This is a genomic window from Vibrio zhanjiangensis (genome assembly GCF_030161235.1).
Lineage (GTDB): Bacteria > Pseudomonadota > Gammaproteobacteria > Enterobacterales > Vibrionaceae > Vibrio > Vibrio zhanjiangensis.
On record NZ_BSPW01000044.1, the window covers coordinates 1 to 18,613 of the forward strand.

Here is an 18,613-nt window from a genome sequence, read left to right on the forward strand (position 1 = left end):
ATGTAAGGATACGACAGAGTCGAATGGTATTTATCCCGTCAAGATCCCTCAGTAATGACAGTCAAGATCCCTCAGTAATGACATCTGGCAGTTGATCAATTGTCCAGTTTGCGATGCCCCAATCAATGATCTCACTCACACTACTTTGTTTAATTTCTTTATTTAATTCAAAACCTAAAAATTGCATGGCATCAATCAAAATCGGTTTAGGCTGGTTTATATCTATCGCTGGTGCGTGATTTTGTTTGGACAGTTTTTGACCTAATTTGTCTAAGGCTAATGGAAGATGCACGTAGTGAACGGGTGGATGATTGAGAATATGATACAAACTGATCTGTCTGCCTGTTGGCTCAATTAAATCAGCACCGCGAACTATTTCGGTCACACCCTGATCGATATCATCAACTACGACAGCCAAATTATAAGCAAATAGGCCATCTCTGCGTTTAACAATAAAGTCTTCTTTGGCAAGATCTGATGGTACTCGAAACTGGCCATGTTTTTTGTCGTTAAAACATTCTACGGGATGAGTCATGCGCAGCCTAATGGCACAATTGTCGCTCGTTTCTATCATCTTCTCTCGGCAAGTTCCGTTATAGTATCCGCCCATTGCCTTGACTTGTTTACGTGTACATTGGCAATAGTAAGCTTGCCCAGAGTTTAGCCAAAAGTCCAGTTGCGCTTGATACACAGAGTGACGTTGACTTTGATAAACAACTTCTCCATCCCAGTGAAGGTGATAGGCCTCCAGAGTTCGTAAAATGAGATCTGCCGCTCCCGCTACTTCTCTTGGGGGATCGAGGTCTTCAATGCGCACTAACCATTTCCCTTGCAAAGATTTTGCTTGAAAGTAGCTGCCTAGCGCTGCAATAAGAGACCCAAAGTGCAGCGGACCTGAGGGAGAGGGTGCAAAGCGGCCAATGTAAGTCATCTCAATTGTCTCGTCTCGCTAAATTAAAAAGGGAGCCATAGCTCCCTCTAGTGCCAGTGTTATTTTCACACTTAGCCTTGCATTTGCTTCTCTTTGATCTCCGCCAGCGTTTTACAGTCGATACACAAATCAGCTGTTGGGCGAGCCTCCAATCGGCGAATACCGATTTCTACACCGCAAGATTCGCAGAAACCAAAATCATCTTCCTCAATCTTATTCAGGGTTTTTTCAATTTTTTTAATCAGACGACGCTCGCGATCCCGGTTGCGGAGCTCCAAGCTAAATTCTTCTTCTTGAGATGCACGATCCACTGGATCTGGGAAATTTGCAGCTTCATCCTGCATGTGGTGAACGGTGCGATCAACTTCTTCCCTAAGTTGGTTACGCCACGCGGTCAAGATTTTAGTGAAATGAGCCATTTGCTCTGATGACATATATTCTTCACCAGCTTTCTCTGTATATGGCTCAACCCCTGCAATGGCTAGGATGCCTAGCGCTTTTTTCTTTGATTCTGGCATGCAGCATCTCCTACTAACACCTAATCTACTGCCCTCGCAGTTAGATTTTAAGGCGGCTATCTATAGCAAAAAGAACAATGTGAGGCAAACACTCTAGAGTAAACTTACTGTCAATGTGAAGATGACATCATTTTTTCTCTTAACCAATGAAACGAATAGGTTTTACTAGTTTCATTTCCGTATTTGATAGCTGTGCCAAGTAACACAGTATTTCAACGCCTTGTTCTTGCGCGTTCTTCAATAATTTTGAATATTGTGGGTCTATATGGTGTGCAGGAGAGACTTTTTCAATACCAGAATGCAAAACTGTGAATAAAAGTACTGCTCTGTATCCATTTTGGACCATTTTTGTGAGCTCTCTCAGGTGCTTCTGTCCACGAGTCGTTACAGCATCGGGAAAGTAGCCCTGACCTTGATGTACTTCATCAAGTAATGTCACGCTTTTCACCTCTATATAGCAGTTAGGTTGTTGAGATGATATGAGCAGTATATCAATTCGACTATTTTCTTCTCCATATCTCACTTCGGTCTTCAGTTGTTCATATCCAACCAACTCCGATATTATTCCGGCGTCGATTGCTTCTACCGCGAGTTGGTTTGCCCTTGCAGTATTAACACAGATGGTGTCGCCATGCTCAGTATGTGTTAGTTCCCAGCTATGGGGATATTTTCGTTTAGGGTTGTCTGATGTCGAATACCAAATAGTGTCTCCGACATTGGCGCAGCCAGTCATTGACCCAGTATTGGCGCAGTGAATAGTCATTTCTGATTCATTGGCTAAGCGGACATCGGCAAGAAAGCGTTTGTAGCGCTTAATCAAGGTTGCAGATTGTAGCTGAGGTTCAAACTTCATTTGAGAGCGAATTTATGTACAATATTTGCATTATTACATCATAAGGTTTCCCCATTGTCACAGCTACCTATAGAGAGCGTGATGCCAGAGTTGCTCTCTGCTGTCCAAGTTCATTCTCAAGTGATTCTCAAAGCGGCACCAGGTGCTGGTAAATCGACCCATTTTCCACTGCAATTATTGCTTCAGGCCGCAGTTGACGGAAAGATAATCATGCTAGAGCCAAGGCGTCTGGCAGCGCGAAATATTGCTCACTATTTAGCTCATCAGCTTGGGGAAAGCGTCGGGCAACGCGTTGGCTATCGAGTGAAAGGTGAAGTAAAAGTCAGCACCGATACTAAGTTAGAGATCGTGACTGAGGGGATCTTAACCCGAATGATCCAAACTGATCCGGAACTTTCCGATATATCACTACTGATTTTTGATGAATTTCACGAGCGGAGTATTCATGCTGATACTGCTTTGGCGCTGTCTCTTGAAGTTCAGGATGTGTTTCGACGTGATTTGAAGCTCGTGATAATGTCAGCAACATTAGATCAAGATGCGCTTGGTCAATTGATGCCAGACGCGGCATATATCGAATCACAAGGACGAAGCTTTCCTGTTGATTATCGATACCCCCCTATCAAACCCAACCAAGGGTTTGAACACGTTATGGTGGCACAGATCCATACCTTGTTGGAAAGAGAAACCGGCTCACTATTAGCGTTTTTGCCCGGTGTCACGGCCATAAAACGTGTGGCTGAGAATCTATCTGGTTTACCAGAGTCTATAGATATTTGTCCATTATACGGGCAGTTGAGTTTTCAGCAGCAACAGGCAGCCATTCAGGCTTCTACTGAAGGACGGCGAAAAGTTGTGCTGGCCACTAATATTGCCGAAACATCTTTAACGATAGAAGGCATACGTATTGTAATAGATTCAGGCTTACAGCGTATTGCTAAGTTTGATGTGAAAAATGGCGTCACTAAGCTTGAACAAACTCGTATTGCGCAATCATCGGCAGAGCAAAGGGCTGGTCGGGCTGGGCGATTAGAACCCGGTATTTGTGTCAGGTTATATTCAAAAAATCAGCTTGATCAACAACCAGAGGTTCCTCTAGCCGAGATTTTGTCGGCAGATTTGTCGGCTTTAGTGCTCGAATTAGCGCAGTGGGGAGCCGCTGAACCATCGGACTTAAAGTGGCTTGATCTTCCTCCCAAGAGTGCGATTGAACAATCAAAGCAGCTTCTTATGAGACTTGGCCTCATTGACAATACATATCAATTAACAGTGCGGGGAAAGCTCGCTGGTGAATTGGGGGTAGAGCCTAGAATTGCGGCGATGCTAACTTATTCAAATGCAGCTAGTTGGCAAGCTACTGGGCCTGTGGTTGCCGCATTACTCGAATCACCGGAGCGAAATTGCATCAATTTTTTACACTCCTTTGATCGTTTTAAACAAGGGAAACACGCTCAGCAGAAAGAGGTGTATCAACGAAGCTTAGCATTGGCACGCAAACTCAAAGCAGACTTTTCACTTCGACATCTTGATGAATCCATAGTGGCTGTTATGTTAGCAACGGCTTTTCCTGATCGAATCGCACAGTTACGTGACAGACAAATCGGAAAGTTTTTGCTCGCGAACGGCCATGGAGCGGAAATGGCGAGTGAGGAAAGGCTTTCTACTGCAGATTATTTAGTTGTTGCTGATCTTATACGTAGCCACTCAGGATCATCACGTATTTTTTTAGCTGCGGAACTGGAATTGTCTTCAATTGAGCAATGGTGTCCTGAGCTGGTTCAGAGTCATGACCATGTTGATTGGGATGATGCGAAAGGGCGCTTGTTAGCAGAAGCTCAAAAGCGTATCGGACGTTTGGTTATTGAACGAACAGCGTTACCTAGCCCTGAACCTGAAAAAATGACCCAAGCTTTACTCAGCTATGTAAGACGTAAAGGGTTAGTTGTATTAAACTGGTCTGAGAAAAGTAAGCAGCTACTTGAAAGAATTCGCTGTGCTAAGGATTGGCTACCTGAGCAACCATGGCCCAACTCGTCTGATCAAGCGTTGCTGGACAATCTCGAACTTTGGTTAGAGCCTTATTTAGTTGGGGTCAGTTCTCTTAAAACAATGCAGAAAATGGATATTGAACCCGCGTTAATGTCCTATCTTTCTTGGCCTCTAAACCAGAAAATAGACCAATGGCTACCGATAGATTACATGCTTCCAACAGGGACGAAAAAAAAGATTCGTTACCAACAAGGTCAAGAGCCTGTGCTGTCTGTGCGAATGCAGGAAATGTTTGGTGAACAAGTGTCGCCCAAAATAGCGCAAGGGCGTAAAACTTTAATAGTCGAATTGTTATCACCTGCTCAGCGTCCATTGCAAGTCACAGGAGATTTGGCAAGCTTTTGGGCAGGAGCCTACAAAGAAGTACAAAAAGAAATGAAGGGGCGTTATCCCAAGCACATTTGGCCTGATGACCCAGCGAATCATGTGGCGACAACAAAAACGAAGCGACAACTGAACTCATGAGCAAAAAAACAACCTCAAACAATAGCAAGGCGGCAAATAGCAAGAGGCCAGCACGAAAACCTTCATCACCGAAACGTAAAGGAACAACCAATCACCGCAGCTGGTTGCAAGTCGTGTGGAGTGTCTCGTGGAAGGTGTGTCTCGCTGGTTTAGTACTAATCCTCTTTGTTGGTGTTTATCTAGACAGTGTAGTGAGGCAACGTTTTGAAGGACAATTGTTTGATTTACCTACTGTAGTTTATGCTCGAATTTTAAATCTTGCGCCTGGAGATAGTATTTCAATACAAGAAGTGCGTAACGAGTTGGATGTCCTTAACTACCGTAAAGTTCGCCACCCTCGTTACCCCGGTGAATACTCTTCTTCTGCGACTAAAATTGAATTATTTCGTCGTCCATTTGAGTTTACGAACGGACCGGAGCCCGATCGTCATGTGATGCTATATTTTGACTCTTCAGGCTTGAAGCGGATTGAATCACGAGAGACTTCTGGCGATCTTGGCTACTTGCGTATTGAGCCGAAAATGCTGGGTATGTTAGAAAAAGATCATGATGAGCAACGTTTATTTCTCAGGCGAGATCAGTTTCCTGAAATCATGGTTGATGCGCTACTTGTGACCGAAGATAGGGATTTTTATCAGCATGATGGTGTCTCACCACTTGCGATTGCTCGTGCTATGGTTGCTAACTTGAAAGCAGGACGGACGGTTCAGGGGGGAAGTACCCTGACTCAGCAGTTAGCGAAGAATATTTTTCTTTCTAGCGACAGAACGCTGTGGCGCAAGCTTCGAGAAGCTTATATGGCGCTCATTATTGATTACAGATACAGCAAAGATCGTATTTTGGAAGGTTACCTTAATGAGGTTTATCTTGGCCAAAGTCGGGGCGAGGCCATTCATGGTTTTGGATTAGCCTCTCGCTTGTATTTTGGTCAACCTATTCAGGAGCTCAGAATTGATCAGTTGGCCTTACTTGTCGGAATGGTAAAAGGGCCCTCTTATTACAATCCAATCCGTTACCCCGATAGGGCTAAAGAACGTCGAGATCTCGTGTTGCGTTTGATGATGCAACAAGACGTCCTAACTGCCAGCCAATATGAAATGGCTGTTAATCGCCCTCTTGATATTCAAGCGAACCCAAGCATAGCTAGCCGCCAGCCAGCCTACTTTCAGCAACTAAACATTGAGTTAAAAGAAAAGCTCGGAGGTGCGTTCCAGTCTGACGTTGGCTTGAAGGTATTTACATCGCTTGACCCTGTGTCACAACATGAGCTTGAACAGGCAATTGCAAGGAAAATCCCACAATTGAGCCAAGTTGCAGGCAAGTCTTTGGAAGGCGCGGCAATTGCCGTTGATCGTCATACTGGTGAAATTCGCGCCATGGTTGGTGGAAAGCGTACCGGTTATGATGGCTTTAATCGAGCACTGAATGCTAGCCGTCAAATTGGTTCTTTGGTTAAACCAGCGGTCTATTTAACGGCCTTGGAGCAACCACAAAAATATAACCTTGCCACCACTTTGCATGATAAGCCGATTAGTTTAAAAGGCTCAAAAGGAAGCGTTTGGTCGCCGCGTAATTATGATAGAAAATTTCGCGGAGATGTTCCCTTATACTTGGCATTGGCCAAATCTCTCAATGTACCGACTGTCGAGCTGGGTATGAAGCTGGGGATTCCCAATGTGATCAATACACTGGAAAAATTGGGCGTGGATCCTAAAGAAATTCGGCCTGTCCCTTCAATGTTCCTCGGTTCTTTTACGTTGACCCCTTTTCAGGTCGCGCAGATGTACCAAACTTTAACCAATTCAGGTAAGCGTTCTCCCTTATCTGCCCTGCGTTCAGTGGTTGATAAAGAAGGGAATGTGCTATTTCAATCTTTGCCTCGAACATCTCAAGCCATTGATCAGCAAGCCGCTTGGCTCACCACCTACGCCATGAAACGAGGTGTGATGGAGGGGACGGGTCGTTATCTCAATAGTCAATTTGGTTGGGCTGCACTAGCGGGTAAAACGGGAACCAGTAATGACACTCGAGACAGTTGGTTTGTTGGTGTTGATGGCCGTGAAGTGACGACCATATGGCTTGGGCGCGATGACAATCAACCCACTAAACTGACAGGTTCTAGTGGTGCGCTAAGAGTTTATGCAGACTATTTAAATCATCGTATTCCAGAGACTCTATCCTTACCTTGGCCTCAAGGTATCAGCACTCTCGGTTTTGCTCATACGGGTAATGGAAGTCTTGAGTTAGATTGTGGCAATACTTTTAAACTTCCTATGTGGGATGTGGATAATCGATTGAAAGCCAAATGTGATAGCCAGCCTACTCAATGGCTTAAGAAGTTATTTAGTTGGTAGCTATCAATCTATCCATCAATTAAGCTTTACTGTGTGTTGCCAAAAAGGGAATGGAAGAGTGAATAAGGTATTCTTTTTTCTCATCAGTGCGTTTGCGCTGTCAAGTGTGTTTGCGAAAGAATCCCTGCAACCGGATGAATTGAAGCGGCCTAAAATTGCTGTCGTACTCGCTGGAGGAGGCGCAAAAGGAGCGGCGCATATTGGTGTACTTAAGGCTTTGGAAGAGCTCAAGATTCCAGTGGATTATATTACCGGAACCAGTATGGGAGCTTATGTGGGCGGCTTATACTCAACCGGTATGAGTGCAGATGAAATAGAGAGTTTTATAACAACGGTTGATTGGAATAGTGGCTACCGTGACAGGGTTGATCGCAGTGAACGTCGCGTGCGTGATAAAGAATATGAGGATAGATATCAACTGACAACCGATCTAGGACTACGCTGGGGAGAGATATATGCTGCTCGAGGCATTGTTCAGGGGCAGGGGATGTTGAAAATTCTGCGAGAGACTTCTGGTAATCTCCCCCCCTTTATATCGTTTGATGATCTGGCTATTCCTTATCGCTCTGTTGCCACTGACATTCTAGAACTCAAACCTGTGGTGATTGGTGATGGCTATTTAGTTGATGCCATGATGGCAAGTATGTCTGTGCCGGGCGCTTTGCCACCTTATGAACTTAATGATCAATTGTTAGTCGATGGCGGGGTGACTAACAACATGCCTGTTGATGTGGCAAGAGAACTTGGAGCGGACATTGTTATTGCCGTGGATATCAGCACGGACTATAAAGAAAAAGAGGAATTTACAACCTTATTCACAGTTGCTGATCAACTCTCCAATTACTTAGTTAAGAGCACCACTAGCCGCCAAGCTAGTACTCTGACAGATAAAGATGTTTTTCTTCAACCTAAGGTTGGGGATATGGATACTGCAGAATTCGACAAAATGCCGTTTGCCTACCAGCAAGGCTATCAAGCCGCTATTGCTAGCAAAACATTGCTTGAGCGATACAGTGTATCGTCATCTGAGTACCAAGATTATATCGATCGCAAGGAAGATGCTAGGCGAAAGCTAAGATATGGCGATCAGGTTGTTGTTGATGATATTGTTATTCATAACCACAGCCATTTCAGTGAAGAGGCGATAAAGAAGTATCTTAAATTAAAGCCTGGACAACGCTACACCACAACGGACATTGAAAATAGTGTTCAAAGTCTCTATGCGTTGGACCGATTTGAGCTTATTACTTACCGTTATGAAGAAATTGATAACCAAAATGCACTGGTTGTGAATGTTAGAGAGAAGTCGTGGGGGCCTAACTATGTTAACTTTCGCTTCTTTTTAGAAGATGATTTTCAAACAGATAGTCAGTACTCTATCGGGGTATCCACCAACTTTACCGACTTAAATTCACTGGGTGCTGAGTTTAGGCTCAATGTTGAAATGGGCTCGGATAAACTTATTTTGGGCGAGTTGTATAGCCCACTTCTGTTTCAAACAGACTTATTCACGACAGTGAGTGGCTCATACACCAGTGAGAAAGTGAATCTTCCCAGCGGAGGAATGACAGATACGTCATTAAGTGCGACTCGAGATTACATTCCTCTGGCATTCAATAAATGGGGCGCAGAATGGGCTGTCGGTTACCAAAATGCACTATGGAGTCGAGTTAAGCTGGGTGTTCGATATACAGATGGCACTGGAAAATTGGCCTCTTTCCCCTCTTTGGGAGATGTGGCATATAAAAGAGTCGGAGGGTTTGTCAATTTTAGTATCGATACCTTAGATAACTACAGCTTACCAAATAAAGGTTGGTATCTGGACCTGGATTATTTGGTATCACATGATGATAGTGTGGGAACCAGCGGCAGTGTGTTCGAGGGATATGATGAGGACACGGCTTTTGAGTATGGAGCTAAAGCTATCTATGCTCAGAGCTTTTCTCGTCACACTTTAGTAGCAAATCTAGATATCGGTGTGGTTGAGAGTAAAAACTCGGCATTGATCATAGATCCCAAAGAATTGGGCGGTTTTTTAAATTTATCTGGCATACCAAGAAATAGCCTTATTGGTCAGAATAAAATTTTTGGCAGTTTAGTGTATCGCTATCGATGGTTTGACAATGATTTTGGTCTATTTTCATCGCCTTTTTATCTCGGGGCATCCATAGAATATGGAGGAGTGTGGTCAGACCCTAGTATCAGCGCAGATAAAGCCCCCCTCTATGGCGCTGGCTCTATATTCGCAGGTGTTGACTCACCTATAGGGCCTATAATGTTAGCTTATGGTCGAACAGAGCAAAATTACGATTCTTTTTATCTTATTATTGGAACCAGTTTTAAATAATTACTCCATAATTAATAGTATGAATCATTGAGTAACAGGGTGTGTAAATGGGCGAACAAAGTAAAGAAAATCATGGGACTTTAGTTATAACTTGCTATGTTGGTCAAGGTGATGAGATTTTAATTTATCGTTAAATTTGCTATCCTGACGCCCAAAGTTTGGTCTCTTTAATGCAAGTTCTGCATAAGAGCATGATTACTGAGAACCAAGTTTCCAAGGATGTTTACTTCGTTAATTTTGAATAATAGTAATAATAACGAAGAAACCGCAATGAGAGGAAAAAGTCGTGCTTGAAGCCTACCGTAAACACGTCGCAGAGCGTGCTGCTGAAGGAGTCGTTCCAAAACCACTAGACGCTGAACAAGTCGCTGGTCTTGTTGAACTACTGAAAAATCCCCCTCAAGGTGAAGAAGCCGTACTTCTTGACTTACTTGAGAATCGCATCCCTCCGGGTGTCGATGAGGCCGCTTATGTAAAAGCGGGTTTTCTAACTGCAGTGACTAAAGGTGAGGTTCAATCTCCTCTAGTGAGCCGCGAAAAAGCAGCACAGTTGCTTGGAACAATGCAAGGTGGCTACAACATAGCTCCCCTTGTTGAACTTCTTGAAGACAAAGCGTTAGCTCCGATCTCGGCGAAAGCGTTGTCTCATACTTTGCTCATGTTTGATGCTTTCTACGATGTAGAAGAAAAAGCGAAAGCGGGAAATGCATACGCTCAACAAGTGATGCAGTCTTGGGCAGACGCTGAATGGTTTTTATCCAAGCCTGAACTTGAGAAAAAAATCACCTTAACTGTGTTTAAGGTGACCGGTGAAACTAACACAGATGATCTTTCCCCTGCTCCTGATGCTTGGTCTCGTCCTGATATCCCTGTTCATGCTCTTGCTATGTTGAAAAACGAACGTGATGGCATTAACCCAGATCAATCTGGCAGCATAGGCCCAATTACTCAGATAGAAGATCTTAAGAAAAAAGGTCATCAGTTGGTGTATGTGGGAGATGTTGTTGGTACGGGTTCATCAAGGAAATCAGCGACCAACTCTGTGCTTTGGTTTATGGGTGATGATATTCCTTACGTACCGAATAAGCGTGCTGGTGGTTATGTTCTTGGTGGAAAAATTGCCCCTATCTTTTTCAACACAATGGAAGATGCCGGTGCTCTACCCATTGAAGTCGATGTATCTAAGCTCAATATGGGTGATGTCATTGATGTCTATCCGTATGAAGGCAAAGTGTGTAACCATGCTACAGGTGAAACGCTGGCTGAATTTGGCTTGAAAACCGAGGTGTTGATTGATGAAGTTCGTGCTGGTGGGCGTATTCCGCTCATTATTGGTCGTGGTTTGACCGAAAAGGCGCGTCAGTCACTGGGTCTTGAAGCGTCAGATATTTTCCGCAAACCCGGCACAGTCGCCGATTCGGGCAAGGGTTATTCTCTAGCCCAAAAGATGGTTGGTAAAGCCTGTGGGGTAGAAGGTATTCGCCCAGGGACTTACTGTGAACCCAAAATGACGACGGTAGGGTCTCAAGATACCACAGGCCCAATGACGCGAGATGAATTAAAAGATCTTGCTTGCTTGGGCTTCTCTGCTGATTTGGTTATGCAGTCATTCTGTCATACTTCAGCATACCCTAAACCGGTTGATGTGAATACTCACCACACACTGCCTGATTTTATCATGAATCGTGGTGGTGTGTCTCTACGCCCCGGTGATGGTGTAATTCACTCTTGGCTGAACAGAATGCTTCTACCTGATACTGTGGGAACGGGGGGTGATTCTCATACCCGTTTTCCACTCGGTATTTCTTTCCCAGCAGGTTCGGGCTTAGTGGCCTTTGCTGCCGCGACAGGCGTGATGCCACTGGATATGCCTGAGTCTATCTTGGTTCGCTTCAAAGGTAAGATGCAGCCAGGTATTACCCTCAGAGATCTTGTTCACGCTATTCCTTACTATGGTATTAAGCAAGGCCTACTTACGGTTGAAAAAGCTGGTAAGATCAATGAGTTCTCTGGACGAGTACTTGAAATCGAAGGGGTTGAGCATCTTACAGTAGAACAAGCATTCGAATTGTCTGATGCGTCGGCAGAGCGTTCTGCTGCAGGCTGTACGGTTAAGCTTTCGCAAGCATCAATTGAAGAGTACCTCAACTCGAATATTGTCATGCTGAAGTGGATGATCTCTGAAGGTTATGGCGATCGCCGTACTATCGAACGCCGTATCACTGCGATGGAAGAGTGGCTTGCCAATCCAGAGTTAATGGAAGCGGATGCAGATGCAGAGTATGCGCATGTGATTGACATTGATTTAGCCGAAATTACAGAGCCGATTCTTTGTGCGCCAAATGATCCCGATGATGCTCGTCTTCTATCTGATGTTCAAGGTACACAGATCGATGAAGTCTTTATTGGCTCATGTATGACGAATATTGGTCACTTCCGAGCGGCAGGTAAGCTGCTAGAGCAGTATGGTGGTCAGCTCGATACTCGCCTTTGGGTGGCTCCTCCAACGAAAATGGATAGAGATCAACTCACTGCCGAGGGCTATTACGGAATATATGGTCGTGCTGGTGTGCGTATTGAAACTCCAGGGTGCTCTTTGTGTATGGGTAACCAAGCTAGGGTTGCAGATAAAGCGACGGTAATGTCAACGTCTACCCGTAATTTCCCTAACCGTCTTGGTAATGGAGCCAATGTCTATTTGTCCTCTGCTGAATTAGCGGCTGTAGGTGCGATTCTAGGTAGAATTCCAACCAAGGATGAATACCTAAAATATGCTAAGCAGATAGATGCAACAGCAGCCGATACGTATCGCTATTTGAATTTCCACAAAATGGAAGAGTATACCAAAAAAGCGGATACGGTTATTTTCCAAGAGCCAGCATAACGGTCTAAGGACAATATCATTAATTCGAGCGCCTGTTACTGACAGGCGCTTTTCTTTTTGAGCTTTGTAAATCGTCCTTATATACTCTGCATCCTTCTCAAATAAGGTAGATACGATGGAATTTGAATTTATTCGCAACACACTTATGGGCGAATACTATGTAAAGCCCAGTATGGGGCATGAAATTCTAGGTCGCTGGCTGGAAGAAGAAATTGGTAAAGATAGGCAGAAAATACAGCAAGTTGAAGCTTTGCTGGAGAGAGCTACGCAATCTCCATTGCTAGAGCACAAGCTACTAGGATGTGAAATATCCTTGGTTATTCAGGGCGATGAAGTGATAGTTCAAGAAAATGTGCTAGACCATGGTGAAATACTGCCAGAGGATAGTGAATTGAATTATTACGATAGTGAAAGTAAATCCTGCTGCGGGTTAGAGGACTTCTTATCTTTATTTGAACAATGGAAAGCATTTTTGCAATCTAGATAAAGGCGACAGTTTAGAAATTTGCCTCATTATTGTGAAAGGGCGCACCATGGTGGTGCGCCCTTTGCTTTTTATTCTGTTCCATAAAGGATAAATCATCTAAATATCAATCTCTTAATAAGTTGGCATGATGCTTGGATTGAAGGCTTTAAAGTCTATAAGCCTTGAGAGGGTAAGATGAAAATCATTAATGCGATTATTAAACCATTCAAATTGGATGATGTTAGAGAAGCTCTTGCAGATATTGGGGTGGAAGGTATGACTGTTTCAGAAGTCAAAGGATTTGGGCGCCAAAAGGGCCATACTGAACTTTATCGTGGGGCTGAATATCAAGTCGACTTTTTACCTAAGGTTAAGCTTGAAATTGCAACACATGCGGAAAATATCGATAGAGTTGTTGAGGCTATATCTCAGGCCGCTCATACCGGAAAAATAGGTGACGGGAAAATATTTGTCTATGACTTAACCCAAGCAGTGCGTATACGCACCGGTGAAATGGACGCGGAAGCATTATGAGAACCTTAGGACTGGAGAGAATATAATGGAACTTACCACAACAGTAACTGAACTGCGTTACGCACTGGACACGTTTTTCTTCCTAATCTCAGGCGCACTTGTCATGTGGATGGCTGCGGGTTTTGCCATGCTGGAAGCGGGTTTGGTGCGTTCAAAGAATACAACTGAAATATTAACCAAGAACGTATGCCTTTATGCCATTGCTTGTACCACTTATCTTGTTGTTGGCTACAACATTATGTATGTCGGCAATATAGAAGGAGATTGGTTGCCCTCAATAGGCGCTTTGATTGGAACGCAGAGTGAAGGAGCCGATCATTCTCTAGAGTCCGATTTTTTCTTTCAGGTTGTGTTTGTGGCTACCGCTATGTCTGTGGTTTCAGGTGCCGTCGCTGAACGAATGAAACTATGGTCATTTCTCATCTTCTCTGCTGTATTGACATCGTTGATCTACCCTATAGAAGGTTATTGGACATGGGGAGGTGGCTTCTTATCTCAGGCTGGGTTTAGTGATTTTGCTGGTTCAGGCATTGTCCATATGGCTGGGGCGGCGGCAGCGCTTGCGGGTGTGTTATTACTGGGAGCTCGTCGTGGCAAATATGGCAAAAATGGTGAAATCTATCCAATTCCAGGCTCAAATATGCCACTGGCAACATTAGGCACTTTTATTCTGTGGTTTGGCTGGTTTGGGTTTAATGGTGGTTCTCAGCTGATGTTATCAGACTTTTCCAATGCGACGGCGGTTGGAAAAATCTTTGTCAATACAAATGCAGCGGCAGCTGCGGGTGCTTTTGCCGCGCTACTCGTCTGTAAAACAACCTGGGGCAAGGCTGATCTCACCATGGTACTGAACGGTGCCTTGGCTGGCTTAGTTGCCATCACGGCAGATCCTTTATCACCATCTCCAATCTATTCGGTTGCAATTGGCTCAGTATCAGGTGTTTTAGTTGTGTTTAGCATTATAGCGTTGGATAAATTAAAGATAGACGATCCGGTCGGAGCCATCTCTGTACATGGGGTTTGTGGCTTTTTTGGTTTGATGGTTGTCCCCCTTAGTAATGCTGAAGCCAGTTTTTCAGCTCAGTTGCTTGGTGCGATGACTATTTTTGCTTGGGTATTTATCAGCAGTCTGATCGTGTGGTCTTTACTCAAGGCTACTCTTGGTATTCGCGTGGCTGAAGAGGAAGAACTCGAGGGAATGGATATGCATGATTGTGGTGTTGGAGCATACCCTGAGTTTGTCACCGTCAAATAAGTCACAATCACTTACAAATAAAAACATCAAAAACCTGCCGACCATGGCAGGTTTTCTCATTTCAACGATTGAGTTCTAAGTCGTGATACATATAATAACGCAACTGATAAACGTTATCATTACTAAAGGACTTGAACCAATGAAAAAAGTGCTGACTCTTTCGGCTTTGGCTTGTATCACTTTGGCACCGACGCTAATGGCAAGTGAAATTGAGGAAGTAAATGTCTACTCCTACCGTCAACCTTTTTTGGTTGAGCCTATGTTTAATGAGTTTACTAAGGAAACGGGTATCAAAGTTAACGTTAAGTTTGCAAAAACTGGCTTAGCAGAGAAACTCGCTCAGGAAGGAGAGTATAGTCCTGCCGATGTAATTTTAACGGTTGATATTAGCCGTTTATCTGAATTGACAGACAAAGGCTTGGTTCAGCCAGTCGCAAGTGATGTGCTTGAGATGAATATTCCGCCGCAATATCAGGATCAGAATAACGAGTGGTTTGCGTTAACGACGCGAACTCGCAGTGTGTATTCTTCTCGTGAGCGTGTAGGTAAACTTGGTGAAGACTTTACGTACCAAGATCTTGCTAAGCCAGAGTTTAAAGGAAAAATTTGTACTCGCAGTGGTAAACACCCTTATAACGTCTCGCTTGTCTCTTCCATGATTGCTCACCAAGGTGAAGCTGAGACGAAAAAGTGGTTAGAAGGCGTTAAATCAAATTTAGCTCGTAAGCCTCAAGGCAATGATCGCGCTCAGGTAAAAGCAATTAAAGAAGGTCTGTGTGATGTTTCTTTAGGTAACAGCTACTACCTAGGTAAAATGTACAACGACAAAGAGCAAAAAGCTTGGGCAGATGCTGTGTATATTAACTTCCCATCGCAAAAAACCACGGGGACTCATGTCAATGTCTCTGGTATGGCCATGGCTAAGTATTCACTCAATAAAGATAATGCACTCAAGCTGATGGAATTTTTGTCTGGCGACAAAGCGCAGAGCATGTATGCAGAAGTGAATTATGAATATCCAGTTAAAGATGGAGTTAAGCGTTCCGAGCTTGTTGCCTCTTGGGGAGATTTCAAAGCAGATACAATTTCTTTAGATGAAATTGCTGATCATCATGCCGCTGCGATAAAGTTGCTCGATGAAGTGAAATTCGATCTGTAATTGTTCAACACTGCGTTTGTAAAGCCTCGTGTCGTTCAGAATATCTGAGCAACTTGAGGTTACTAGGATATGAAGGTATAAACTATCCTTTAGCGTGTTAAAGGTGCATAGTGTGCATGCACCTATGATTATTAGACGATGAAAGAAAAACTACATATATGGAAAACCAGTAGTGGGATGCTAGCCTTACTGCTGGTTTTACCGATCTTGGCAATATTTTTGACGGCGATTGGTGAGACAGACGAGCTATTTTCTCATCTTCTGTCAACCGTCATGCCGACCTATACCTTAAATACCGTTCTTTTGGCTGTCGGAACCATGCTATTGTCTGCATTGTTTGGCATTCCTTCGGCTTGGATAATGGCGATGTGTCGAATCCCAACGGAAAGTATCCTCCAGTGGGCTCTGGTACTACCTTTGGCGATGCCGAGTTATATTGTGGGATATATTTTTACTGACTGGCTAGATTTTGCGGGGCCAGTGCAGATATTTCTTCGAGATATTATGGGGTGGGGGGCTGGTGATTATTGGTTTCCGGATATCCGAACCTTGTCTGGCGCTATTTTTGTGTTGTCGCTGGTTTTATATCCTTATGTGTATTTGCTTTGCCGAGCTTCTTTTATGGAGCAAAATGCCTCTTTATTGCAATCGGCACGCCTGTTGAAATGTTCACCATGGGAAAGTTTTCACCGCATCTCTTTACCACTAGCGAGGCCTTCTATTGCCGTTGGACTATCGCTTGTTGCGATGGAAACGATTGGTGATTTTGGTACTGTAAGTTACTTTGCGGTCAATACGTTAACTACCGCTGTGTATGATACTTGGTTAGGCTATTCAAGCCTTACTGCCGCCGCTAAAATTTCGGCGATCATGCTGATTTTTGTTGTCTTACTGCTTAGTACAGAGCGCTACAGTCGTCGCCGACAAAAGTTATTTCAGAATCAATTCAACAGCAGTGAAGATTTTCGCTATCAGTTACAAGGTTGGAGAAAATGGTTGGCCTTGATTTGGTGCTGGGGGTTGGTGATAGTCGCTTTTGCCTTTCCTCTTTGGCAATTGTTAACCTACGCGTATCAGTATTTTTATCAAAGCTGGACCCCAGAGTTTCGTCAATATGCTTTAAATAGCTTTTATGTTTCGCTCACAGCGGCATTAATTGGCGTTGTTGTTGCCCTTGTGGTGAATTTTTACCATCGAGTGGTAACTAATGGTCAGAGTCTAGCCTTTATGCGTTTATCGTCTTTAGGGTATGCGGTGCCCGGTACTGTATTGGCGATTGGGGTTATGGCACCTGTGTTATTTATGGATCACTTGGTGAATGATCTGGCAAAAATGATCAACATCAGCCAGCCCGGTCTGATCTTTTCTGGTTCTATGTTTGCTTTGATTTTTGCCTTAATAGTGAGGTTTTCTGCTGTGGCGATCGGTAGTGTTGAGAGCAGTTTAAATAAGATCTCTCCTTCACTTGATATGGCCTCTCGCACCATGGGCTGCAATTCCAATCAAATGCTGTGGCGTGTTCACTTTCCGCTCATTCGACGTGGAGCATTGATCGCGGGGTTACTGGTGTTTATCGAATCGATGAAAGAGCTCAATGCAGCCCTCTTGCTTCGACCTTTCAATTTTGAAACCTTGGCAACGTATGTGTATAACTTTGCCTCTGATGAACAACTAGAGTTGGCTGCTTTGCCGGCAGTATTGTTGGTATTAGTTGGATTGATCCCACTTGTTTTGGTTAACCGTTCGCTGGAGCATACCCACTGATGAAAAGTGCCTTATCTATCAAAAATTTGACATGCAAATATGATTTGCAGACCACGGTATTGGAATCCCTATCTTTGGATGTAAGCCAAGGAGAGATTGTGTGTTTGCTTGGTGCCAGTGGCTGTGGGAAAACGACTTTACTAAAAGCGATTGCGGGTTTGCTGCCACTGAGTTCTGGGACCATGAATCTCAACGGAAAATTGATAGATAATGGTTCTAGCTGGCTACCGCCTGAGCAACGCAATATTGGGATGATATTTCAAGATTATGCTTTATTTCCTCATTTGACGGTGGAGGAGAATGTGGCATTTGGTCTAAAAACTCTCAGCAAAAAAGAAAAGTCAGTAAAAGTCTCAGAGATGCTGGCACTGGTTCATCTTACTGGATATGAAAAACGCTATCCACACCAGTTATCTGGCGGGCAGCAGCAGCGCGTTGCTATTGCCCGTTCATTGGCTTACAACCCTGACTTGTTATTGTTGGATGAGCCATTTTCTAATATAGATACTCAAGTACGTCATGAACTGATCGGTGAAATACGTAAGATCTTTAAACAGCAAGGAGTGACGGCTATTTTTGTTACACATAGCCGTGAAGAGGCATTTGCTTTTGCCGATAAAATGGCAGTGATGAACCATGGCGTTATTGAACAATATGGAACAGCCAGTGAATTGTATTTTCAGCCATCAAGCAAGTTTGTTGCAGACTTTCTCGGTGGAGGCAGCTATCTGCTTGCAAAGCGTATTTCTGAGCGCGAATTTGAAACTGAGCTTGGTCTTGTGGAAGCTAAGGCGCAGCAAGATATTCTTATTGATGCCGAATGTGAATTATTATTGCGCCCACAGCATATCCAGATTAGTGCTATTGAACAGAGTAGTGTAACGGTTCTTGAGCAGCAGTTTATGGGTGATCATTGCCGTTATGTTATTGATGCCAGTGGCAGTAGATTAATCGCCAGTTCAGCAGAACCTTTAGCCATTGGGCAGCCAGTCTCGGTTAAAGTTGAAACTCAAGGAGTACTGGCATTCTGACTT

General features: G+C 43.9%; 13 protein-coding genes. 10 read left to right on the plus strand and 3 right to left on the minus strand.

Features of this window, described 5'->3' with window-relative positions; genetic code table 11:
* Positions 1-61: 61 nt before the first annotated feature.
* The 3 genes from gluQRS to sfsA form a co-directional block, all read right to left on the minus strand.
* On the minus strand, positions 62-931 hold the full coding sequence (gene gluQRS / locus QQK21_RS11455) for a tRNA glutamyl-Q(34) synthetase GluQRS (RefSeq protein WP_284192328.1): 870 nt from the start codon (positions 929-931) through the stop codon (positions 62-64).
* A gap of 71 nt (positions 932-1,002) precedes the next feature.
* Positions 1,003-1,449: an RNA polymerase-binding protein DksA gene (gene dksA / locus QQK21_RS11460; protein WP_284192329.1), complete on the minus strand. Its 447-nt coding sequence runs from the start codon at positions 1,447-1,449 to the stop codon at positions 1,003-1,005.
* 139 nt (positions 1,450-1,588) lie between these two features.
* Entirely contained in the window at positions 1,589-2,302 is a 714-nt protein-coding gene (gene sfsA / locus QQK21_RS11465) for a DNA/RNA nuclease SfsA (RefSeq protein WP_284192330.1), read from the minus strand.
* Between the two features lie 54 nt (positions 2,303-2,356).
* On the opposite strand from sfsA, the gene hrpB reads away from it, so the two are divergent.
* The 10 genes from hrpB to QQK21_RS11515 all read left to right on the plus strand — a co-directional run bounded on the left by hrpB (position 2,357) and on the right by QQK21_RS11515 (position 18,610).
* Positions 2,357-4,816, plus strand: a complete 2,460-nt coding sequence (gene hrpB / locus QQK21_RS11470) for an ATP-dependent helicase HrpB (RefSeq protein WP_284192331.1) — start codon at positions 2,357-2,359, stop codon at positions 4,814-4,816.
* Positions 4,813-7,170, plus strand: a complete 2,358-nt coding sequence (gene mrcB / locus QQK21_RS11475; protein WP_284192332.1) for a penicillin-binding protein 1B — start codon at positions 4,813-4,815, stop codon at positions 7,168-7,170. The genes hrpB and mrcB overlap by 4 nt, the downstream gene beginning before the upstream one ends.
* Before the next feature lie 58 nt (positions 7,171-7,228).
* Positions 7,229-9,517 carry a patatin-like phospholipase family protein gene (locus QQK21_RS11480; RefSeq protein ID WP_431313113.1) on the plus strand — a complete coding sequence of 763 codons (2,289 nt, stop codon included), beginning with the start codon at positions 7,229-7,231 and terminating at the stop codon, positions 9,515-9,517.
* A 286-nt stretch (positions 9,518-9,803) separates the two neighbouring features.
* Entirely contained in the window at positions 9,804-12,401 is a 2,598-nt protein-coding gene (gene acnB, locus QQK21_RS11485) for a bifunctional aconitate hydratase 2/2-methylisocitrate dehydratase (protein ID WP_284192333.1), read from the plus strand.
* A 115-nt stretch (positions 12,402-12,516) separates the two neighbouring features.
* Entirely contained in the window at positions 12,517-12,888 is a 372-nt protein-coding gene (locus QQK21_RS11490; RefSeq protein ID WP_284192334.1) for a YacL family protein, read from the plus strand.
* Between the two features lie 174 nt (positions 12,889-13,062).
* Positions 13,063-13,401: a P-II family nitrogen regulator gene (locus QQK21_RS11495; protein ID WP_284192335.1), complete on the plus strand. Its 339-nt coding sequence runs from the start codon at positions 13,063-13,065 to the stop codon at positions 13,399-13,401.
* Positions 13,402-13,426: 25 nt separating this feature from the next.
* Positions 13,427-14,656: an ammonium transporter gene (locus tag QQK21_RS11500; RefSeq protein ID WP_284192336.1), complete on the plus strand. Its 1,230-nt coding sequence runs from the start codon at positions 13,427-13,429 to the stop codon at positions 14,654-14,656.
* A 139-nt stretch (positions 14,657-14,795) separates the two neighbouring features.
* Complete coding sequence (locus tag QQK21_RS11505; protein WP_284192337.1) at positions 14,796-15,815, plus strand: Fe(3+) ABC transporter substrate-binding protein; 1,020 nt, start codon at positions 14,796-14,798, stop codon at positions 15,813-15,815.
* A 138-nt stretch (positions 15,816-15,953) separates the two neighbouring features.
* Positions 15,954-17,579, plus strand: a complete 1,626-nt coding sequence (locus QQK21_RS11510; RefSeq protein WP_284192338.1) for an ABC transporter permease — start codon at positions 15,954-15,956, stop codon at positions 17,577-17,579.
* Positions 17,579-18,610, plus strand: a complete 1,032-nt coding sequence (locus QQK21_RS11515) for an ABC transporter ATP-binding protein (RefSeq protein WP_284192339.1) — start codon at positions 17,579-17,581, stop codon at positions 18,608-18,610. Before QQK21_RS11510 ends, QQK21_RS11515 begins: the two co-directional genes overlap by 1 nt.
* Positions 18,611-18,613: the final 3 nt, after the last annotated feature.